Source organism: Meiothermus sp. CFH 77666 (assembly GCF_017497985.1).
GTDB lineage: Bacteria > Deinococcota > Deinococci > Deinococcales > Thermaceae > Meiothermus.
This window is the reverse complement of the sequence record NZ_JAGDFV010000010.1, coordinates 19,898-33,492: the sequence shown is the minus strand read 5'-3', so window position 1 is coordinate 33,492 and position 13,595 is coordinate 19,898. Positions and strand designations below refer to the sequence as shown.

Sequence of the window (13,595 nt, the reverse complement as noted above, 5' to 3'; positions counted from 1 at the left end):
AGGGATACCTGCTACTGGACGGCAAACCAGCAAACCAGGCCAACCTTGACAAGCACGGTATACCACCCGTACACTTCTGCCAGGATGATCTTAAGTGCAAAAAAATCCAGCGCCGGGGGGCTAGTCTGAACTAGTCCGCGCAGCTGCGTACCCCGGCCCGCACCCGCTTGCGGGCGATTTTTTTTGTGAAGGACGTTATGCCAGAGCCTACCCACTCCCGTATCGAAATCGTGGACACCACCTTCCGCGATGGTCAGCAGTCACCCCTTTTGTTCGACACCGAGAAGTACCGCTTTACCCTCGAGGAGAAAAAGCAACTGCTGGCCGGCCTGATTGAGCTGGGCGTGACGCACTTCGAGTTCTTCTCGCCGGTGGTGGGGGAGGCCGAGGCGGAGGACGTGCGCGAGCTCATCGCCTACGCCCAAACCCTCACCCAAAAGCCGCTATACTTCCTGGGTCACTGCCGCACCAATCCGCTGGACATCGAAAAAGCGCTGGAGGCCGGTTGCAACGGGCTGAACCTGTACCTGGGTGTTTCGCCCCTGGCCCAGCAGCACAACGCGCAGAAAAGCCTGGAAGAATCGGTGGCACTGGCCCGGGAGGTGATCCGGGCCACCCGAAAGGCCCACCCCGACCTGTACATTCGCTTTAGCGCCGAGGATGCTTTTCGCACCCCGCTCGAGGACGTTTTTTACCTTTACGATGCGGTGTACCCCTACGTGAACACCCTGGGCATGCCCGACACGGTGGGCATCGCCGAGCCCGAGGATGTGACGGCGGTGGTGGCTCAGTTGCGCCAGCGCTATCCCAACGCCCGGCTGGAGTGCCACTTCCACAACGACCGGGGCCTGGCCTTAGCGAATGTGAATGCCGCCGTGCGGGCTGGGGTGCGCTACGTGGATGCCTCCATCTGGGGTTTAGCCGAGCGCTCCGGGATTCCTTCGGTCACGGGGGTGCTGTTCAACCTGTCCAAGCGCTACCCCGAAATTGCCGCGCAGTACAACCTGAGCCAGTGCTACCCCCTGAACGTGCTGATGGCCTCCATCCTGGGCACCCTGGTGCCCTACACCGAGCCCGTTTCCCTGACCAACCGCACCCATACCGCTGGAGTACACCAGAAGGCTGTGCTGAACGAGAAAAAGGTCTACGAGGCCCACAACCTGCACGACTTTGGGGTGGACAAAAACCAGCTTCTCTTGGGCCCGCTTTCAGGCTGGCATCTGATCTACTACTACTTGAAGGAAGTGGAGAACTTTGTAATCAGCAAGGAACAGGCCAGGCTGATTGCCCAGGAGTTCAAAGCCCGCACTGCCGAGATTGGCCGCAGCAAGAAGCCCGAAGAACTGTTGCTCGAGGTTGCCGAGGCCCACGGCCTTTCCCGCCATACCCTGCCCGAGGAAGTGCCCACCGCCCGGTTGGAGAACCTGGACTAAGCTATGCTAAAGCTGGTTGAACTCTTCCTCAGTCAAGCCGATTTGCTTCAGAATGGCTTTCCAGGTGCCTTTTTTGAGCTCTTTTCGGTGAAAGGCGACCACCGTTCTTCTGCCGTCTGGATGTCGAAAAAACCGGTGGCTGCCCTTGGCTTCAGCCTCTTCGAACCCCAGGCGTTTGAGTTTACGAACCACCTCATCGGGTTTAGGCGGCATGGGGTTCGGGAATCTCGAGCTCTACAAAGTCCTCAAAGTCGCTGGGTGGAATGGGCTCGCCCCACTGGCGCATGGCCTCGAGCATCCCTTCCAGAGCCTCCTGCACATTCGCCAGCGCTTCTTCGCGGCTATCTCCGTCCGAAAAGACACCCGCGACCGATGGCACCCGGGCCAGCCAGACCCCAGGTTCTTCGGGGTCTTCGAAGACTTCGACGCGGTAGCGCAGTTTCATACAATCATTATAGAGGGTTGCGATGGGCCTGACTTTAGCTGAAAAAATCCTTTCCAAACGGACGGGCCGCGAGGTACGGGCGGGCGAACTGGTGGTGGTGGAGGTGGACCAGGTGATGGTGGTGGACTCCATCGCCGGGAGCTTCTTCAAGCGGCTGGAGCAGCTCCAGGCCACCCCGCGCTTCCCCGAGAAGGTCTCGATTGTAATAGACCACGTGGCCCCGGCGGCCAATGTGGAGGTGGCCAGGGCCCAGAAGGAAATCCGCGAATGGGGCAACCGCCACGGCTGCCGGGTGTTTGATGTGGGGCGGGGTATCTGCCACCAGGTTTTGATTGAAGAGCGGCTGGCCCTGCCGGGGGGCATTGTGCTGGGCTCGGACTCGCACTCCACCACCTACGGCGGGATTGCCTGCTTTGGGAGCGGGATGGGGGCCACCGACATCGCCCTGGCGGCGGCTTCGGGGCGCACCTGGCTGCGGGTGCCCGAGACGGTCAAGGTGACCTTCCGGGGTTCGCTGGCCCCCGGCACCACGGCCAAGGACGCGGCCCTCGAGATGATCCGCGTCCTCACCGCCGACGGGGCTACCTACATGAGCATCGAGATGCACCTGGTGGACGGGGCCGAATCCCTAACCCGCAGCCAGCGCCTGACCCTGGCCAACCTGACCGTGGAGGCCGGGGCCAAGTGCGGGCTGGTGGTGCCCAGTGGCGAGATTTTAGAACTCTACGAGGTGCCCGACTGGCTCTACCCCGATAAGGGAGCGGTCTACGCTAAGGAAGTCGAAATTGACCTCGCGAGCCTCACCCCCCGGGTCTCGGTGCCCTTCTACGTGGACAACGTGGAAGAGGTGACGCAAGTAAAGGGCAAGAAGGTAGACCAGGTGTTTGTGGGCACCTGCACCAACGGGCGGCTCGATGACCTGCACGAGGTCGCCGCCATCCTTAAGGGCCGCAAGGTGGCGCCGGGGGTGCGGATGCTGGTGATCCCGGCCTCGTCGGAGGTGCTCGAGGCGGCCACCGCCGACGGCACCCTGCTGACCCTGCTGCAAGCGGGCGCAACCCTGGGCACCCCCGGCTGCGGGCCCTGCATGGGGCGGCACCAGGGGGTGCTGGCTCCCGGCGAGGTGTGCGTGAGCACCTCCAACCGCAACTTCAAAGGGCGCATGGGTGCGGCGGATGCCGAAATCTATCTGGCTTCGCCCCGGGTGGCGGCGGCCACGGCCATCGCGGGGTACATCACTACCCCGGAGGAACTGCTGGGGGGTTAGGCTCGGGGGGCAGGATGACCGGCGTAGCAACTGCTTACACCACCCTGGGGCGCTTCCTCGACCACTGGGACGGGGTGCGGATGGTCACACTGAAGCTGCTCGGCTGCTTCTCGGAAGCGGATTTGCGGCGCACCCTGTGGCCGGGCTCGAGGACGGTAGGCGAGATGTTCCACCACATCGGAGCGCACCAGTTCTATGCCTGCCGGGGGCTCTTTCTGGGCCAGTGGGAGCCCAAAGGAACCCTGGAAGAGAGCCCCGACGCCGACTGGGACTTGCACAAGCACCTTACCGTTTACAAGACCGAAACACTCCATCACTGGTTGGAAAGGGTTCAGCAGCAAACGCGAACCTGGGCCCAGGAAGCGGTGGAATCTCGCCTGACCGACTTCGCTACCGATAACCCCTGGCACGAAGGGATGCGCGGCTGGCTGCTCTTGCAGCACGCCTATCAGGACGAGGTACACCACCGGGGACAGCTATACGCCCTGGCCCGTCAGCTTGGCTACCTGCCGCCCGATGTGTTTGCGGTAGACCACCCCGATTACTGGAACGAAAGGAAGTGGAAATAATGCCCAGGGTCTGGAAGTTTGGCGACTCCATCAACACCGACGACATCCTCCCCGGAAAGTACGCGCCCTTCATGGTGGGGGAGGACAGGTTTCACACCTATGCCTTTGCGCACTTTCGCCCCGATTTTGCACCGAACTACCGACCCGGCGACATCCTGGTTTGCGGCAAAAATACCGGCCTGGGCTCTTCCCGCGAGTACGCCCCGGAAGCCTTGCGCAAACTGGGTCTGAAGGCCATTGTGGCCAAGAGCTATGCCCGCATCTTTTACCGCAACCTGGTCAACCTGGGCATCATGCCCTTCGAGGCCCCGGAGGTGGTGGACGCCCTTCAGGATGGCGACCTGGTAGAGCTCGATTTTGAGCAGGGCCTGCTGAGGCGCGGAACCGAGACCTTCCGCCTGAGGCCGCCGCCCACTTTTTTGCTGGAAGCCCTGAAGGAAGGGAGCATTCTGGAGTACTACCGCAAGTACGGGCGGTTTCCCGGCGAAAGCGCCGAAGGGTAGACTGGGGGGGTTGAGGGTTTTATGGAAGACCTGGAAGTGATCTGCCCGGTATGCAGCGAGCCCAACTACCTCCCTGCCGAAGACCTGGAGGAGCTGACCCCCGACGACTACTTTGAGTGCGAGTCCTGCGGGGCCTTTTTGCAGGTGCTCTCCACCGACCCCCTGGAAGTGGTGGTCATCGAAGACGGCGAAGAGGGGCTTTTTGTGGACTGCCCCGAGTGCGGCCTGACCTTTGAGGTGGGGGAAGATGAGGAAGAGGCGGTCTGCCCGGAGTGTGGGCATCGCTTCGCGCCCGACTGGTCGGAGCTGGACGAGGACGAAGAAGACGCCGAACGATACTAGGCTGATAGCCGAAAGCCAGGTGCTTTAGGCGTAGCAATCAACCAACCTAAGGAGAAACCATGACAGCCGAATGTGTGGAGTGTGGAAGCCCGATTGAACTGGAGAACCCCGAGCTGGGGGAGCTGGTGGTCTGCGATACCTGCGGGGCCGAACTCGAGGTAGTGGGTCTGGATCCCCTCAAGCTACAAGCCGCCCCCGAAGAGGCCGAGGACTGGGGCGAGTAGCGCTGCCCTGTGGGGCACAGGTTTCAAACTGCCATGCGGTTGACCTGTGACCAGCGTCTTGCGACCTGAGACCACTATGCTAGCGATTCTCTACGACCGCATCCGCCCCGACGAGGAGATGCTCTTCAAGGCCGCCGAGGGGCTGGGCATTCCTTTCAAGAAAATCTACGCCAAGCAACTGCCCATGAAGCTGGGGGCGCGGCCCCCGGAGCTCGAGGGCGTTACCTGCGCGGTGGAGCGCCTGGTCTCGCAGAGCAAGGGGCTGGCGGTCTCGCGCTACCTCAAGAGCCTGGGGATTCCGGTGGTGAACGCGCCGGAGGTCATCGAGGTCTGCGGCGACAAGTGGGCCACGAGTTGCGCCCTCGAGGCCCATGAGGTGCCCCAGCCCAAAACCGCCCTGGCCACCGAGGCCGAGGAGGCCCTGAAGCTCATCGAAGAGATGGGCTACCCGGTGGTGATGAAGCCGGTGGTGGGCAGCTGGGGCCGCCTGCTCTCGCTCATCCGCGACCGCGACGCTGCCGAAACGGTGCTGGAGCACAAGGAAGTGCTGGGGGGCTACCAGCACCAGCTCTACTACGTGCAGGAGCTGGTAGAGAAAGGGGGCCGCGACATCCGGGCCTTTGTAGTGGGCGACACCTGCATCGGGGCCATCTACCGCACCTCGGCCCACTGGATTACCAACACCGCCCGTGGCGGCAAGGCCTCGAACTGCCCCGTCACGCCCGAGCTGGCCGACCTGGCCGTGCGTGCGGCCAAAGCCGTGGGGGGTGGGGTGGTGGCCATTGACCTGTTCGAGTCGCCCAGGGGTTTGTTGGTCAACGAGGTCAACCACACCATGGAGTTCAAGAACTCGGTCAGCACGACTGGCGTGGATATTCCCCGCAAGATTCTGGAATACGCTTGGAGCCTGCGGCTTCAGTAGAAGTGCCGGTAGCTCAGGGCCGCGCCCGGCTCTGCCCGGTGGCGATGCCACCTGCAATCAGATGAGCCGCCCGCAGGGGCTCGGGAATGTGGGAGTGTACCGCCAGGCGCAGGATGACCTGCTCGGCCTGCCCCAGGGTCAGCCCGGCACGTTGCACGTAGACGCCAGCCACATGCTCGATGGCCCCGGCTTTCTGAATCAGCGCCCATTTCTGCTTGCCACCGCGCACCTTGCGGAGGGCGGCTTCAATGGCTGCAAGATTGGGTTTGCGCCTCGAGACCACCAGCACCGGCAGGCCCAGGTTTTGCGAAAGTGCTCGGATGTCCACCACGTTGAACCCGCCCAGGGCAATGCCTTGCAGCAGCACCAGTTGCAGGCTGGGGTAGAACTTGGAGTGCTGGATGAGCCTGGTCAGAATGCGGGTGCTGTTGCGCCCGTCGCGCCGAATCTGGCCGCTCAACACCCCTTCCAGCCGCAGCCCGTTGTACACCACCCCCACCACCCGCACGTCGCCCCGGTGATGCCGCTCGAAGGGAAAGTCGTCAAAGCCGATCACGTGGGAGAATCCGCCGGTTTTCATAGGGGTGCTTATCGGGTATTCTAGTGCGTTGATTGTATGAGCGAGAAGAAGACCGTTTCGATTGTGGGGGGCTCGGGCTACGCGGGCGGGGAGTTTCTGCGGCTGGCCCTGGGGCACCCTAACCTCGAGGTAAAGCAAGTAACCAGCCGCCGCTACCTTGGCGACCCCGTGAACCTGGTACACCCCAATCTGCGGGGCCGCACCAACCTGAAGTTTACGGATCCCGCCCAACTCGAGCCCTGCGATATCCTGGTGCTTTCCATGCCCCACGGCGTGGCCGCCAAGGAGCTCGAGAAGTACCAGGGCCTGGCCCCCATCATCCTCGACCTCTCAGCGGACTTCCGCCTGAAAAACCCGGATCTGTACAAAAAATACTACGGCGAAGACCACCCCCGCCCCGACCTGCTGAACCAGTGGGTCTACGGCAACCCCGAACTCTACCGCGAGGCGCTCCAAACCGCCAACCATATCGCCTGCTGCGGCTGCAACGCCACCGCCACCATTCTGGGCCTCTACCCGCTCGTTAAGGAGGGTCTGCTGGCGGCGGGGCCCATTTTTGCCACCGTGATGATTTCCACCAGTGCGGCGGGGGCCGAACCCAGCCTGGCCTCGCACCACCCCGAGCGCTCGGGCAGCATCCGGGCCTACAAGCCCACCGGGCACCGCCACACCGCGGAAATTCGCGAGAACCTGCCGGGCCAGCCCGAAGTCCACCTCACCGCCGTGGCCACCGACCGGGTGCGCGGCATCCTGATGACCGCCCAGACCTTTTTGCGTGCGGGCCTCACCGAGAAGGACGTGTGGAGCGCCTACCGCAAGGTCTACGGTGCGGAGCCCTTCATTCGCCTGGTGAAGCTCAAGAAGGGCATCCACCGCTACCCCGACCCCAACGTGGTGGAGGGCACCAACTACTGCGATGTAGGCTTCGAGCTGGAAGAGGACACCGGGCGGCTGGTGGTTATCTCGGCCATTGACAACCTGGTCAAGGGCACGGCGGGGCACGCCATCCAGAGCCTGAACGTGCGGATGGGCTGGCCGGAGACCCTGGGCCTCGAGTTCCCCGGTCTTCACCCCTAATGCCTGCTGAGGGTATGATCATCGTTGGAAGTACCAACCCCGCCAAGCTAGAGCCGGCCCGCCTGGTCTTTGCCGAAGTCTTTCCGGGGGTAGCGGTGCGGGGGGTTGAGGTCGAGAGCGGGGTGTCGGCCCAGCCTGTTGGCTATGACGAAACCTTGATGGGCGCACAAAACCGAGCACAAGCGGCCCTGGCCTTTCCTGGGGCAGCACTGGGGGTAGGTCTCGAGGCCGGTGTGGAGCTGAACCTCGAGGGTGTGTGGCTATTTAACGTGGCGGTTATCTTACGGGCCGATGGTCGAAGGGGTGTCTCGCGAGGCGGCTCGGTGCTCTTGCCCCCCATCGTGGCGGAACGGGTGCGAAAGGGTGAGGAACTGGGCCTGGTGATGGACGACCTGATGGGCCAGAAGGATACCAAAAAGGGCAGCGGGGCAGTTGGCATCCTGACCCTTTCCCGCATCGAGCGGGTGGAGTTCTGGCGGCACACTATAGAGCTGGCCCTGCCCCCTTTCTTGCGCCCGGAACTCTATCCGCTAGAGTAGAAAGGTGGAGTGGCAAAAAGGCGAGTACACCATCAGCACCGCTTTTGCCAGGCTTGATCTGGCCCTAATGCATCACCATCTTTCCCACGAGGCGTACTGGTCGCCGGGGATTTCCTTGGAAGTGGTAGCCAGAGCCTTCCAGAACTCGCTGGCTTTTGGAATCTACCGGGGCGAGGAACAGGTAGGCTGGGCGCGGCTGGTTACCGACCGGGCCACCTTTGCCTATCTGGCCGATGTGTACATTCTGGAAGCCCACCGGGGAGCTGGGCTGGGTAAGTGGCTGATGGAAGTGATCCTGGCCCACCCCGAACTCCAGGGCTTGCGACGCTGGATGCTGGCTACCCGCGACACCCACAGCCTGTATGCCCGCTTTGGCTTCCGTCCCCTGGCGGCCCCCGAGCGCTTCATGGAGCGGCATTTTCCCGATGTGTACAAAAAATCTGTATGATGGCTGGCTAGAGGTTGGCCGATGATTGTGGTAAAAGTAGGGGGTTCGGAAGGCATCAACTACGAGGCCGTAGCCAAGGACGCAGCTCAGCTCTGGAAAGCAGGCCAGAAGCTGATTCTTGTCCACGGCGGTAGCAGCGAGACCAATAAACTGGCCGAGGCCCTCGGCCACCCGCCGCAGTTCCTCACCCACCCGGGTGGCATGACCAGCCGCCTCACCGACCGCAAGACCCTGGAAATCTTCGAGATGGTTTACTGCGGCCTGGTGAACAAGCGCATGGTAGAGCTGTTGCAGCGGGAGGGCGTGAACGCGGTGGGCCTGAGCGGGCTGGATGGGCGCATCTTCGAGGGCAAGCGCAAGGATGCGGTCAAGTACCTCGAGAACGGCAAAATCAAGATTCACCGGGGCGACTACACGGGTTCGGTGGAAAAGGTGAACACCGCTTTGCTGACCCTGCTCCTGGAGGCCGGGTATATGCCGGTGCTCACGCCGCCGGCGGTCTCCTACCAGGGCGAGGCCATCAACACCGACGGCGACACCGCGGCGGCCATGCTGGCGACGGCCTTCAAAGCCGAAGCCTTGCTGCTTTTGTCCAACATTCCGGGCCTGCTGGCCAACTTCCCGAATGAGTCGAGCCTGATCCGCGAAATTCCGGCGGCCCGGGTGAACGACCCGCAGTACATGAGCGTGGCCCAGGGGCGCATGAAGAAAAAGGTGCTGGGTGCGGTGGAAGCGGTGCAGGGAGGGGTGGGCCGGGTGGTCTTTGGCGATGCCCGCATCGAGGCGCCCATCCAGGCGGCTTTAGCGGGGCGGGGCACGGTGGTGCATTAGCCCGGCGGCTTGAAAACTCATCCATTATTTCGTGCAATAGGGCGATGCTGCGTGGGCTGCTCCTATTGATGTGTCTTGGATTCGCTTCGGCCCAGGCCCAGCCTCTCCCCGCCCACCGGCTGGGCCTCGAGGTGGTGCAGGAGAATGGGGCCATTACCTTCCGCAAGAATGGCCTCGAGTTCACCTACGTGGAAGGAATTGGCTGGGCCCCACCCCTGGACGCAACCCTGCCCCCGCCGCAGGGGACGCTCTTGCCTGCGGCTGTTCTCCGCGCGGTGGGCCTGGTAACTGCCCCGGAGGCTCGGGTGCGCTTTTCCGCCGAGACCAGCCGGCTGCGCCTGGTGCTGGATCTGCCCGAGGGCGACGGGGTGCAGCCCGCGCCCACCGACCTGGCCCCCTATCCGGGGCGGCTGGAGCTGAGCCTGCCCTACTTTGTGCCGGGCCTCGAGGGGCTACGGCCTGCGGGAGTAGCGGTGGCAGCCCGCTACGAGGCGCAGAGCACCCTGCTGGCGCTCCAGGCCCCGCCGGGCCGCCTTTACCGCTACCGCAGCTTTTTGCTCGATAACCCCCGCCGCTATGTGCTGGACGTGTACTACCTCGAGCCCGAGCGCGAGGAGGCCGTAGAGCCAGGCTTCCGCTACCGCGAGCTGTGGGCCTGGACGCCCGAGCCGGTGCGGATGTACTGGCTCGAGGCCCAGCCGGGCCGCTGGCGCATGGAGCCCGTAGGCCGCCCCGGCGAGCGCCGGGTGCTGCCGGAGATGGCCCCTGGGGCGCTGGCCCTCTTGAACGGGGGCTATTTTGATGGCCGCACCGGCACCCCCATCGGCCTGTGGGTGCGCGGCGGGGTGCCCCTCAGTTTTCCCTTTGGGCGCAGCGCCCTGTTCTGGCAAGACGATACGGTGTTCGCAGGCCTGCCCCGCTTCAATGCCTCGGTGCAGTTGGCCGATGGGCGCACGTTGCGGGTGGGGCTGAACCTGGCCCGGGCCCGCTATACCGTGCACACCCTGCCGGGGCCGGTGGGGCGGGCGGGCGAGCACGTTCACCTGGTGCAGGGCGAGCAGATTATCGCCACCCATCCCGCACCCTACGAACTGCCCGAGGGCTTCTGGGCGCTCAGCTTTCCCGCCGAAGAGCCCCTGGCCCGCACCGGCGAAACCCTGCGGCTGTTGGTGGGCCTCGAGCCCCCCGTGAGCCATGCCCTGGAAGCGGGCCCCCTGCTCATCCAGAGCGGGGCCAACGTCTTTAGCCCCAACGCCGAACCCTTCCGCGACCGCGCCCCGGTGGAGGCGCTGGCCGCACAGTCGGCGGTGGCCTGGACGCAGGAGGGTGCGCTTTACTTCATCGTGACCGAGCCCATGCGCCCCGAGGCACTGGCCCGCACTTTGCAGGCACTGGGCTTCTGGGGGGCCATTCGCATGGATGGCGGCGGCTCGGCCCAGCTATGGGTCAGGGGACAGCTCAAGAACCCCAACGGAGGCCTGCTGGGGGCTCGTCCGGTGGTGAGTGGGCTGGCCCTGTATCCCAAACCCTAGCCCGCCAACCTGCCCGAAGCCCAGGGGCGCAGAGCGTGGTAGACCTTTTTACTGTGGGTGGCCACAAACAGGTACTCCTCGTTTTCGGTATGAGAGACCTGCCCCACCTTCTGGCCCTGGGGGTTATAAATGCCGATGCGGGCCCCCACGTAGCGGCGGTGGGGCTGGCTCAGGCGCACCACGTAGCCCCACTCCTTTAGCAGGGCCTCAATGGCCTGGGTGCGGAAGAAGCCTTCGTTGTTGAAGGAGAGCACCAGGTGTTTGGCCCGCAGGCCAGAGAGCAGTTTGGCCATGGCGCCTGCGGCTTCGCGCTTGGAGTTGAAGGGGCTTTTGCGTTCCTGTACTTCGGTACGCTTGCGGGCGATGCCGTAGGTCGGGGGGTTGTCCCAGCGCACCAGGGTTTCCCACAGGTGGTAGTTGCCCAGGTAGGAGTGCTGGTTGTAGGGGGGATCCAGGTAGAAGAGGTCGGCCTGTAGTTGGGGGGCAATTTCCAGGGCGTCGGCCTGCAGGGCCTGCCCCTCGCCGGGGAGCAGGGGCGGGTACTCGAGCCGCAACTCGTTGAAGGAGCGCGGCGCCCAGCGCTTCAAATAGGCCATCTGGATGCCGGTGGTGGAGTCTACCTTGTCGGCGGCAATCATCAGGCTGTAGAGCAAAATGGCCCGCAGGATTTCATCGCCGGCAGCTTCCCGTTCAATACGCTCGCGGATGGCCTCGATGCGGGCGCCGTTATGGGGCTGGATAAAGCGCGACTCCTGGCAGTAGGTGCGGGTAAACCAGCCGCTCTTGCCCTTGAGCCGCTGCAGCCGCTTCAGGATGGGCTCTATGCGCTCGGGAGGGTACTGGGTTCGGTTGGCCTGCACCAGCGTCTGGGCCAGCACCAGGGCATAGGTGTGGAGGTCGTTGGCGGTGACGAAAAGCCCCATCTTCTTGAGCGCATGGCCCACGCGGGCGCTGCCCGAGAACAGATCCACAGCGTGCTTGAGGGGGCTAATGGCATCAATCTGCTCCACCACCCCGGTAATCCAGGGTAAAAGCGCACGTTTGGAGCCGATATATTTGACCACTACGACAATTCTAACCTCAAGTGCGGCAAATTGTGCAATACCAACGGTATAATTTGACAATTTGAACGAATCAACTTCGATCCAAACATCGAATTTTCAGTCAACCAAAAGGATTATCCGTCCATTTCTCGGGCACACGCCGATGATGGGTAGCGACCTGTTTTCATGAAGGCCGGTCTTTGAGTTTTCTTGAACCGGGCCTTAGCCCATTTCTCACCTTTATGCATTAGCCTGAACACGCCTCCGGAGCCGATCGGAAAACCTGAAGCTGTGCTGACCTGACACGCGCAGTATGAAAACAAGGCTTCGGGGCTAACAGGCATCGTCTATTGTCGCTCTGATCTCAAAGACCGCTCGAAGGGAGGTTGCATGAACATAGCGATTCTTTGCCATGCCAGTGCAGGGGGTTCGGGGGTGGTGGCTACCGAGCTGGCGCTGGCCCTGGCGGGGCTGGGGCACCGGGTGCATGTGGTGGCCACCGAGCGGCCCTTTCGTCTGACCGAAGAGAGGCTGAGCCAGCTGGGCCTGAGCAGTAATCTGCTGGGTGCAAGCCCCATCTCGATGGGACAGGATCCGGTAGGTGGGCTGGGCCGGATATTCCAGGCCTCCAAACAGAGCGTGGCCCGTTGGCTGGGGCTGCTCAAGAGACCCCTGCGGGCGGGTTCGCTGCATTTTCACCAAATTTTGAGCGCCGATTATCCCCTGTTTCAGGAGCCCCTGACCCCGCTTACGGCGGCCAATTCCATCGCCGAGCTCATCGAGCGCTTCAAGATTGAACTGGTGCATGCCCACTACGCTATTCCCCATGCTACCAGCGCCATCTTGGCCCGCGACATGGGGCTGGATATCAAGGTCGTGACCACCCTGCACGGCACCGACGTGACCCTGGTCGGGCGGGAACCAGCCTTCGCCAAGACCACCCAGCACGCCGTGCGCACCTCGGACGCGGTGACGGCGGTCTCTAACTCGCTGGCCCAGGATGCCCGCCAAAAGCTGGGGGTGGAGCGCGAGATTGAGGTGATCTACAACTGGGTTGACCCCGAGCGCTTCAAGCCCAACCGCGACCCCTCGTACCGGGCCCGCTTTGCCCAGCCGGAAGAGGCCATTGTAATGCACGTTTCCAACTTCCGCGCGGTCAAGCGCCCGCTGGATGCCTTGCGGATATTTGCGGGCATTGTGGAGCGGATGCCTGCACGGATGCTCATGATTGGGGAGGGGCCCTTGCGCCAGGAAGCCATCGAGCTGGCCCACGACCTCGAGATTGCCGGGCGGGTGCAGTTTCTGGAGTCCACCCCCAGCATCGAGAAGTTCATGAGCGTGGCCGATTTGTTCCTGCTACCCTCCGAGCAGGAGTCCTTCGGGCTGGTGGCCCTGGAAGCCATGGCCAGCGGGGTGCCGGTGGTGGCGAGCCGGGTGGGGGGGCTGCCCGAACTCATCGAAGAGGGCCGAACCGGCTTTTTGCGCCCGATGGGCGACGTGCAGGGGATGCTCGAGGCCAGCCTGGAGATCCTTTCCAATCGTACCCGTCGCCGCAACATGGGCGAGGCTGCCCGTACCCGGGCCATCGAGCGCTTCCGGCCCGAGGTGGTGCTGCCCCGCTACCTGGAGGTCTACGAGAAGACCCTCGAGGGGGCCTTGGTGCGGCGCTGAGCAACTAGGAGCGCGGGGCGTCCGGCCCAAAGGCCGGACTGGCGGTGGCGTTACGTGTTTTCATGCAACGCATTCGAGGAAAATCCCATTATTATGGGCTGAATCTAAACGTAGTCGTGCCCAGGGGTCTTAACGTGACTTAATATTTGACTAACGTCACGCCAAAAGT

The 13,595-nt window shown here is 63.3% G+C and carries 17 protein-coding genes; 13 read left to right on the top strand and 4 right to left on the bottom strand.

Going from position 1 to position 13,595, the window contains the following annotated elements; translation table 11 throughout:
* Positions 1-197 precede the first annotated feature (197 nt).
* Positions 198-1,433 (top strand): LeuA family protein, encoded by a 1,236-nt coding sequence (locus J3L12_RS07135; protein WP_208014359.1) that lies wholly within the window; start codon positions 198-200, stop codon positions 1,431-1,433.
* Between the two features lie 6 nt (positions 1,434-1,439).
* Here the strand turns inward: J3L12_RS07135 and J3L12_RS07130 are convergent, their stop codons facing one another.
* Positions 1,440-1,646 carry a type II toxin-antitoxin system HicA family toxin gene (locus tag J3L12_RS07130; protein WP_208014358.1) on the bottom strand — a complete coding sequence of 69 codons (207 nt, stop codon included), beginning with the start codon at positions 1,644-1,646 and terminating at the stop codon, positions 1,440-1,442.
* Positions 1,636-1,878: a type II toxin-antitoxin system HicB family antitoxin gene (locus J3L12_RS07125; protein ID WP_208014357.1), complete on the bottom strand. Its 243-nt coding sequence runs from the start codon at positions 1,876-1,878 to the stop codon at positions 1,636-1,638. The genes J3L12_RS07130 and J3L12_RS07125 overlap by 11 nt, the downstream gene beginning before the upstream one ends.
* 22 nt (positions 1,879-1,900) lie before the next feature.
* Here J3L12_RS07125 and J3L12_RS07120 point away from each other — a divergent pair, with 22 nt between their 5' ends.
* The 6 genes from J3L12_RS07120 (at position 1,901) to lysX (ending at position 5,705) form a co-directional block, all read left to right on the top strand.
* Complete coding sequence (locus J3L12_RS07120; protein WP_208014356.1) at positions 1,901-3,145, top strand: 3-isopropylmalate dehydratase large subunit; 1,245 nt, start codon at positions 1,901-1,903, stop codon at positions 3,143-3,145.
* 14 nt (positions 3,146-3,159) lie between these two features.
* Entirely contained in the window at positions 3,160-3,714 is a 555-nt protein-coding gene (locus tag J3L12_RS07115) for a DinB family protein (protein WP_208014355.1), read from the top strand.
* Positions 3,714-4,217, top strand: a complete 504-nt coding sequence (locus tag J3L12_RS07110; RefSeq protein ID WP_208014354.1) for a homoaconitate hydratase — start codon at positions 3,714-3,716, stop codon at positions 4,215-4,217. Before J3L12_RS07115 ends, J3L12_RS07110 begins: the two co-directional genes overlap by 1 nt.
* Before the next feature lie 21 nt (positions 4,218-4,238).
* On the top strand, positions 4,239-4,559 hold the full coding sequence (locus J3L12_RS07105; RefSeq protein WP_208014353.1) for a paraquat-inducible protein A: 321 nt from the start codon (positions 4,239-4,241) through the stop codon (positions 4,557-4,559).
* A gap of 59 nt (positions 4,560-4,618) precedes the next feature.
* A complete protein-coding gene (lysW, locus tag J3L12_RS07100) occupies positions 4,619-4,783 on the top strand; it encodes a lysine biosynthesis protein LysW (RefSeq protein ID WP_208014352.1) in 165 nt (54 codons plus the stop codon).
* 76 nt (positions 4,784-4,859) lie between these two features.
* Positions 4,860-5,705, top strand: a complete 846-nt coding sequence (gene lysX, locus J3L12_RS07095) for a lysine biosynthesis protein LysX (protein ID WP_208014351.1) — start codon at positions 4,860-4,862, stop codon at positions 5,703-5,705.
* A 13-nt stretch (positions 5,706-5,718) separates the two neighbouring features.
* Here the strand turns inward: lysX and J3L12_RS07090 are convergent, their stop codons facing one another.
* The gene (locus J3L12_RS07090; protein ID WP_208014350.1) at positions 5,719-6,285 is read right to left on the bottom strand and encodes a DUF99 family protein; all 567 of its coding nucleotides are present in this window, start codon (positions 6,283-6,285) and stop codon (positions 5,719-5,721) included.
* A gap of 36 nt (positions 6,286-6,321) precedes the next feature.
* On the opposite strand from J3L12_RS07090, the gene argC reads away from it, so the two are divergent.
* From argC to J3L12_RS07065, 5 genes are all read left to right on the top strand, one after another.
* Complete coding sequence (gene argC / locus J3L12_RS07085; RefSeq protein ID WP_208014349.1) at positions 6,322-7,362, top strand: N-acetyl-gamma-glutamyl-phosphate reductase; 1,041 nt, start codon at positions 6,322-6,324, stop codon at positions 7,360-7,362.
* A gap of 14 nt (positions 7,363-7,376) precedes the next feature.
* Positions 7,377-7,901 (top strand): inosine/xanthosine triphosphatase, encoded by a 525-nt coding sequence (gene yjjX / locus J3L12_RS07080; RefSeq protein WP_208014348.1) that lies wholly within the window; start codon positions 7,377-7,379, stop codon positions 7,899-7,901.
* Positions 7,902-7,905: 4 nt separating this feature from the next.
* The gene (locus J3L12_RS07075; protein WP_208014347.1) at positions 7,906-8,349 is read left to right on the top strand and encodes a GNAT family N-acetyltransferase; all 444 of its coding nucleotides are present in this window, start codon (positions 7,906-7,908) and stop codon (positions 8,347-8,349) included.
* Between the two features lie 21 nt (positions 8,350-8,370).
* The gene (locus J3L12_RS07070; RefSeq protein ID WP_208014346.1) at positions 8,371-9,180 is read left to right on the top strand and encodes a [LysW]-aminoadipate kinase; all 810 of its coding nucleotides are present in this window, start codon (positions 8,371-8,373) and stop codon (positions 9,178-9,180) included.
* A 68-nt stretch (positions 9,181-9,248) separates the two neighbouring features.
* On the top strand, positions 9,249-10,712 hold the full coding sequence (locus J3L12_RS07065) for a phosphodiester glycosidase family protein (RefSeq protein ID WP_243455029.1): 1,464 nt from the start codon (positions 9,249-9,251) through the stop codon (positions 10,710-10,712).
* Here the strand turns inward: J3L12_RS07065 and J3L12_RS07060 are convergent.
* A complete protein-coding gene (locus J3L12_RS07060; RefSeq protein ID WP_208014344.1) occupies positions 10,709-11,776 on the bottom strand; it encodes a DNA adenine methylase in 1,068 nt (355 codons plus the stop codon). The two genes, J3L12_RS07065 and J3L12_RS07060, sit on opposite strands and share 4 nt — an antisense overlap.
* Before the next feature lie 369 nt (positions 11,777-12,145).
* Between J3L12_RS07060 and bshA the strand changes: the two genes are divergently transcribed.
* Complete coding sequence (gene bshA, locus J3L12_RS07055) at positions 12,146-13,426, top strand: N-acetyl-alpha-D-glucosaminyl L-malate synthase BshA (RefSeq protein WP_208014343.1); 1,281 nt, start codon at positions 12,146-12,148, stop codon at positions 13,424-13,426.
* The last annotated feature ends 169 nt before the right edge of the window (positions 13,427-13,595 follow it).

Bases quoted from the DNA above. Each gene is read 5' to 3' on its own strand.
- J3L12_RS07135 (WP_208014359.1), top strand. From the start codon at position 198: ATGCCAGAGCCTACCCACTCCCGTATCGAAATCGTGGACACCACCTTC.
- lysX (WP_208014351.1), top strand. From the start codon at position 4,860: ATGCTAGCGATTCTCTACGACCGCATCCGCCCCGACGAGGAGATGCTC.
- J3L12_RS07105 (WP_208014353.1), top strand. From the start codon at position 4,239: ATGGAAGACCTGGAAGTGATCTGCCCGGTATGCAGCGAGCCCAACTAC.
- J3L12_RS07125 (WP_208014357.1), bottom strand. From the start codon at position 1,878: ATGAAACTGCGCTACCGCGTCGAAGTCTTCGAAGACCCCGAAGAACCT.
- J3L12_RS07120 (WP_208014356.1), top strand. From the start codon at position 1,901: ATGGGCCTGACTTTAGCTGAAAAAATCCTTTCCAAACGGACGGGCCGC.
- J3L12_RS07110 (WP_208014354.1), top strand. From the start codon at position 3,714: ATGCCCAGGGTCTGGAAGTTTGGCGACTCCATCAACACCGACGACATC.
- bshA (WP_208014343.1), top strand. From the start codon at position 12,146: ATGAACATAGCGATTCTTTGCCATGCCAGTGCAGGGGGTTCGGGGGTG.
- yjjX (WP_208014348.1), top strand. From the start codon at position 7,377: ATGATCATCGTTGGAAGTACCAACCCCGCCAAGCTAGAGCCGGCCCGC.
- J3L12_RS07065 (WP_243455029.1), top strand. From the start codon at position 9,249: ATGTGTCTTGGATTCGCTTCGGCCCAGGCCCAGCCTCTCCCCGCCCAC.
- J3L12_RS07090 (WP_208014350.1), bottom strand. From the start codon at position 6,285: ATGAAAACCGGCGGATTCTCCCACGTGATCGGCTTTGACGACTTTCCC.
- J3L12_RS07130 (WP_208014358.1), bottom strand. From the start codon at position 1,646: ATGCCGCCTAAACCCGATGAGGTGGTTCGTAAACTCAAACGCCTGGGG.
- argC (WP_208014349.1), top strand. From the start codon at position 6,322: ATGAGCGAGAAGAAGACCGTTTCGATTGTGGGGGGCTCGGGCTACGCG.
- lysW (WP_208014352.1), top strand. From the start codon at position 4,619: ATGACAGCCGAATGTGTGGAGTGTGGAAGCCCGATTGAACTGGAGAAC.
- J3L12_RS07115 (WP_208014355.1), top strand. From the start codon at position 3,160: ATGACCGGCGTAGCAACTGCTTACACCACCCTGGGGCGCTTCCTCGAC.
- J3L12_RS07070 (WP_208014346.1), top strand. From the start codon at position 8,371: ATGATTGTGGTAAAAGTAGGGGGTTCGGAAGGCATCAACTACGAGGCC.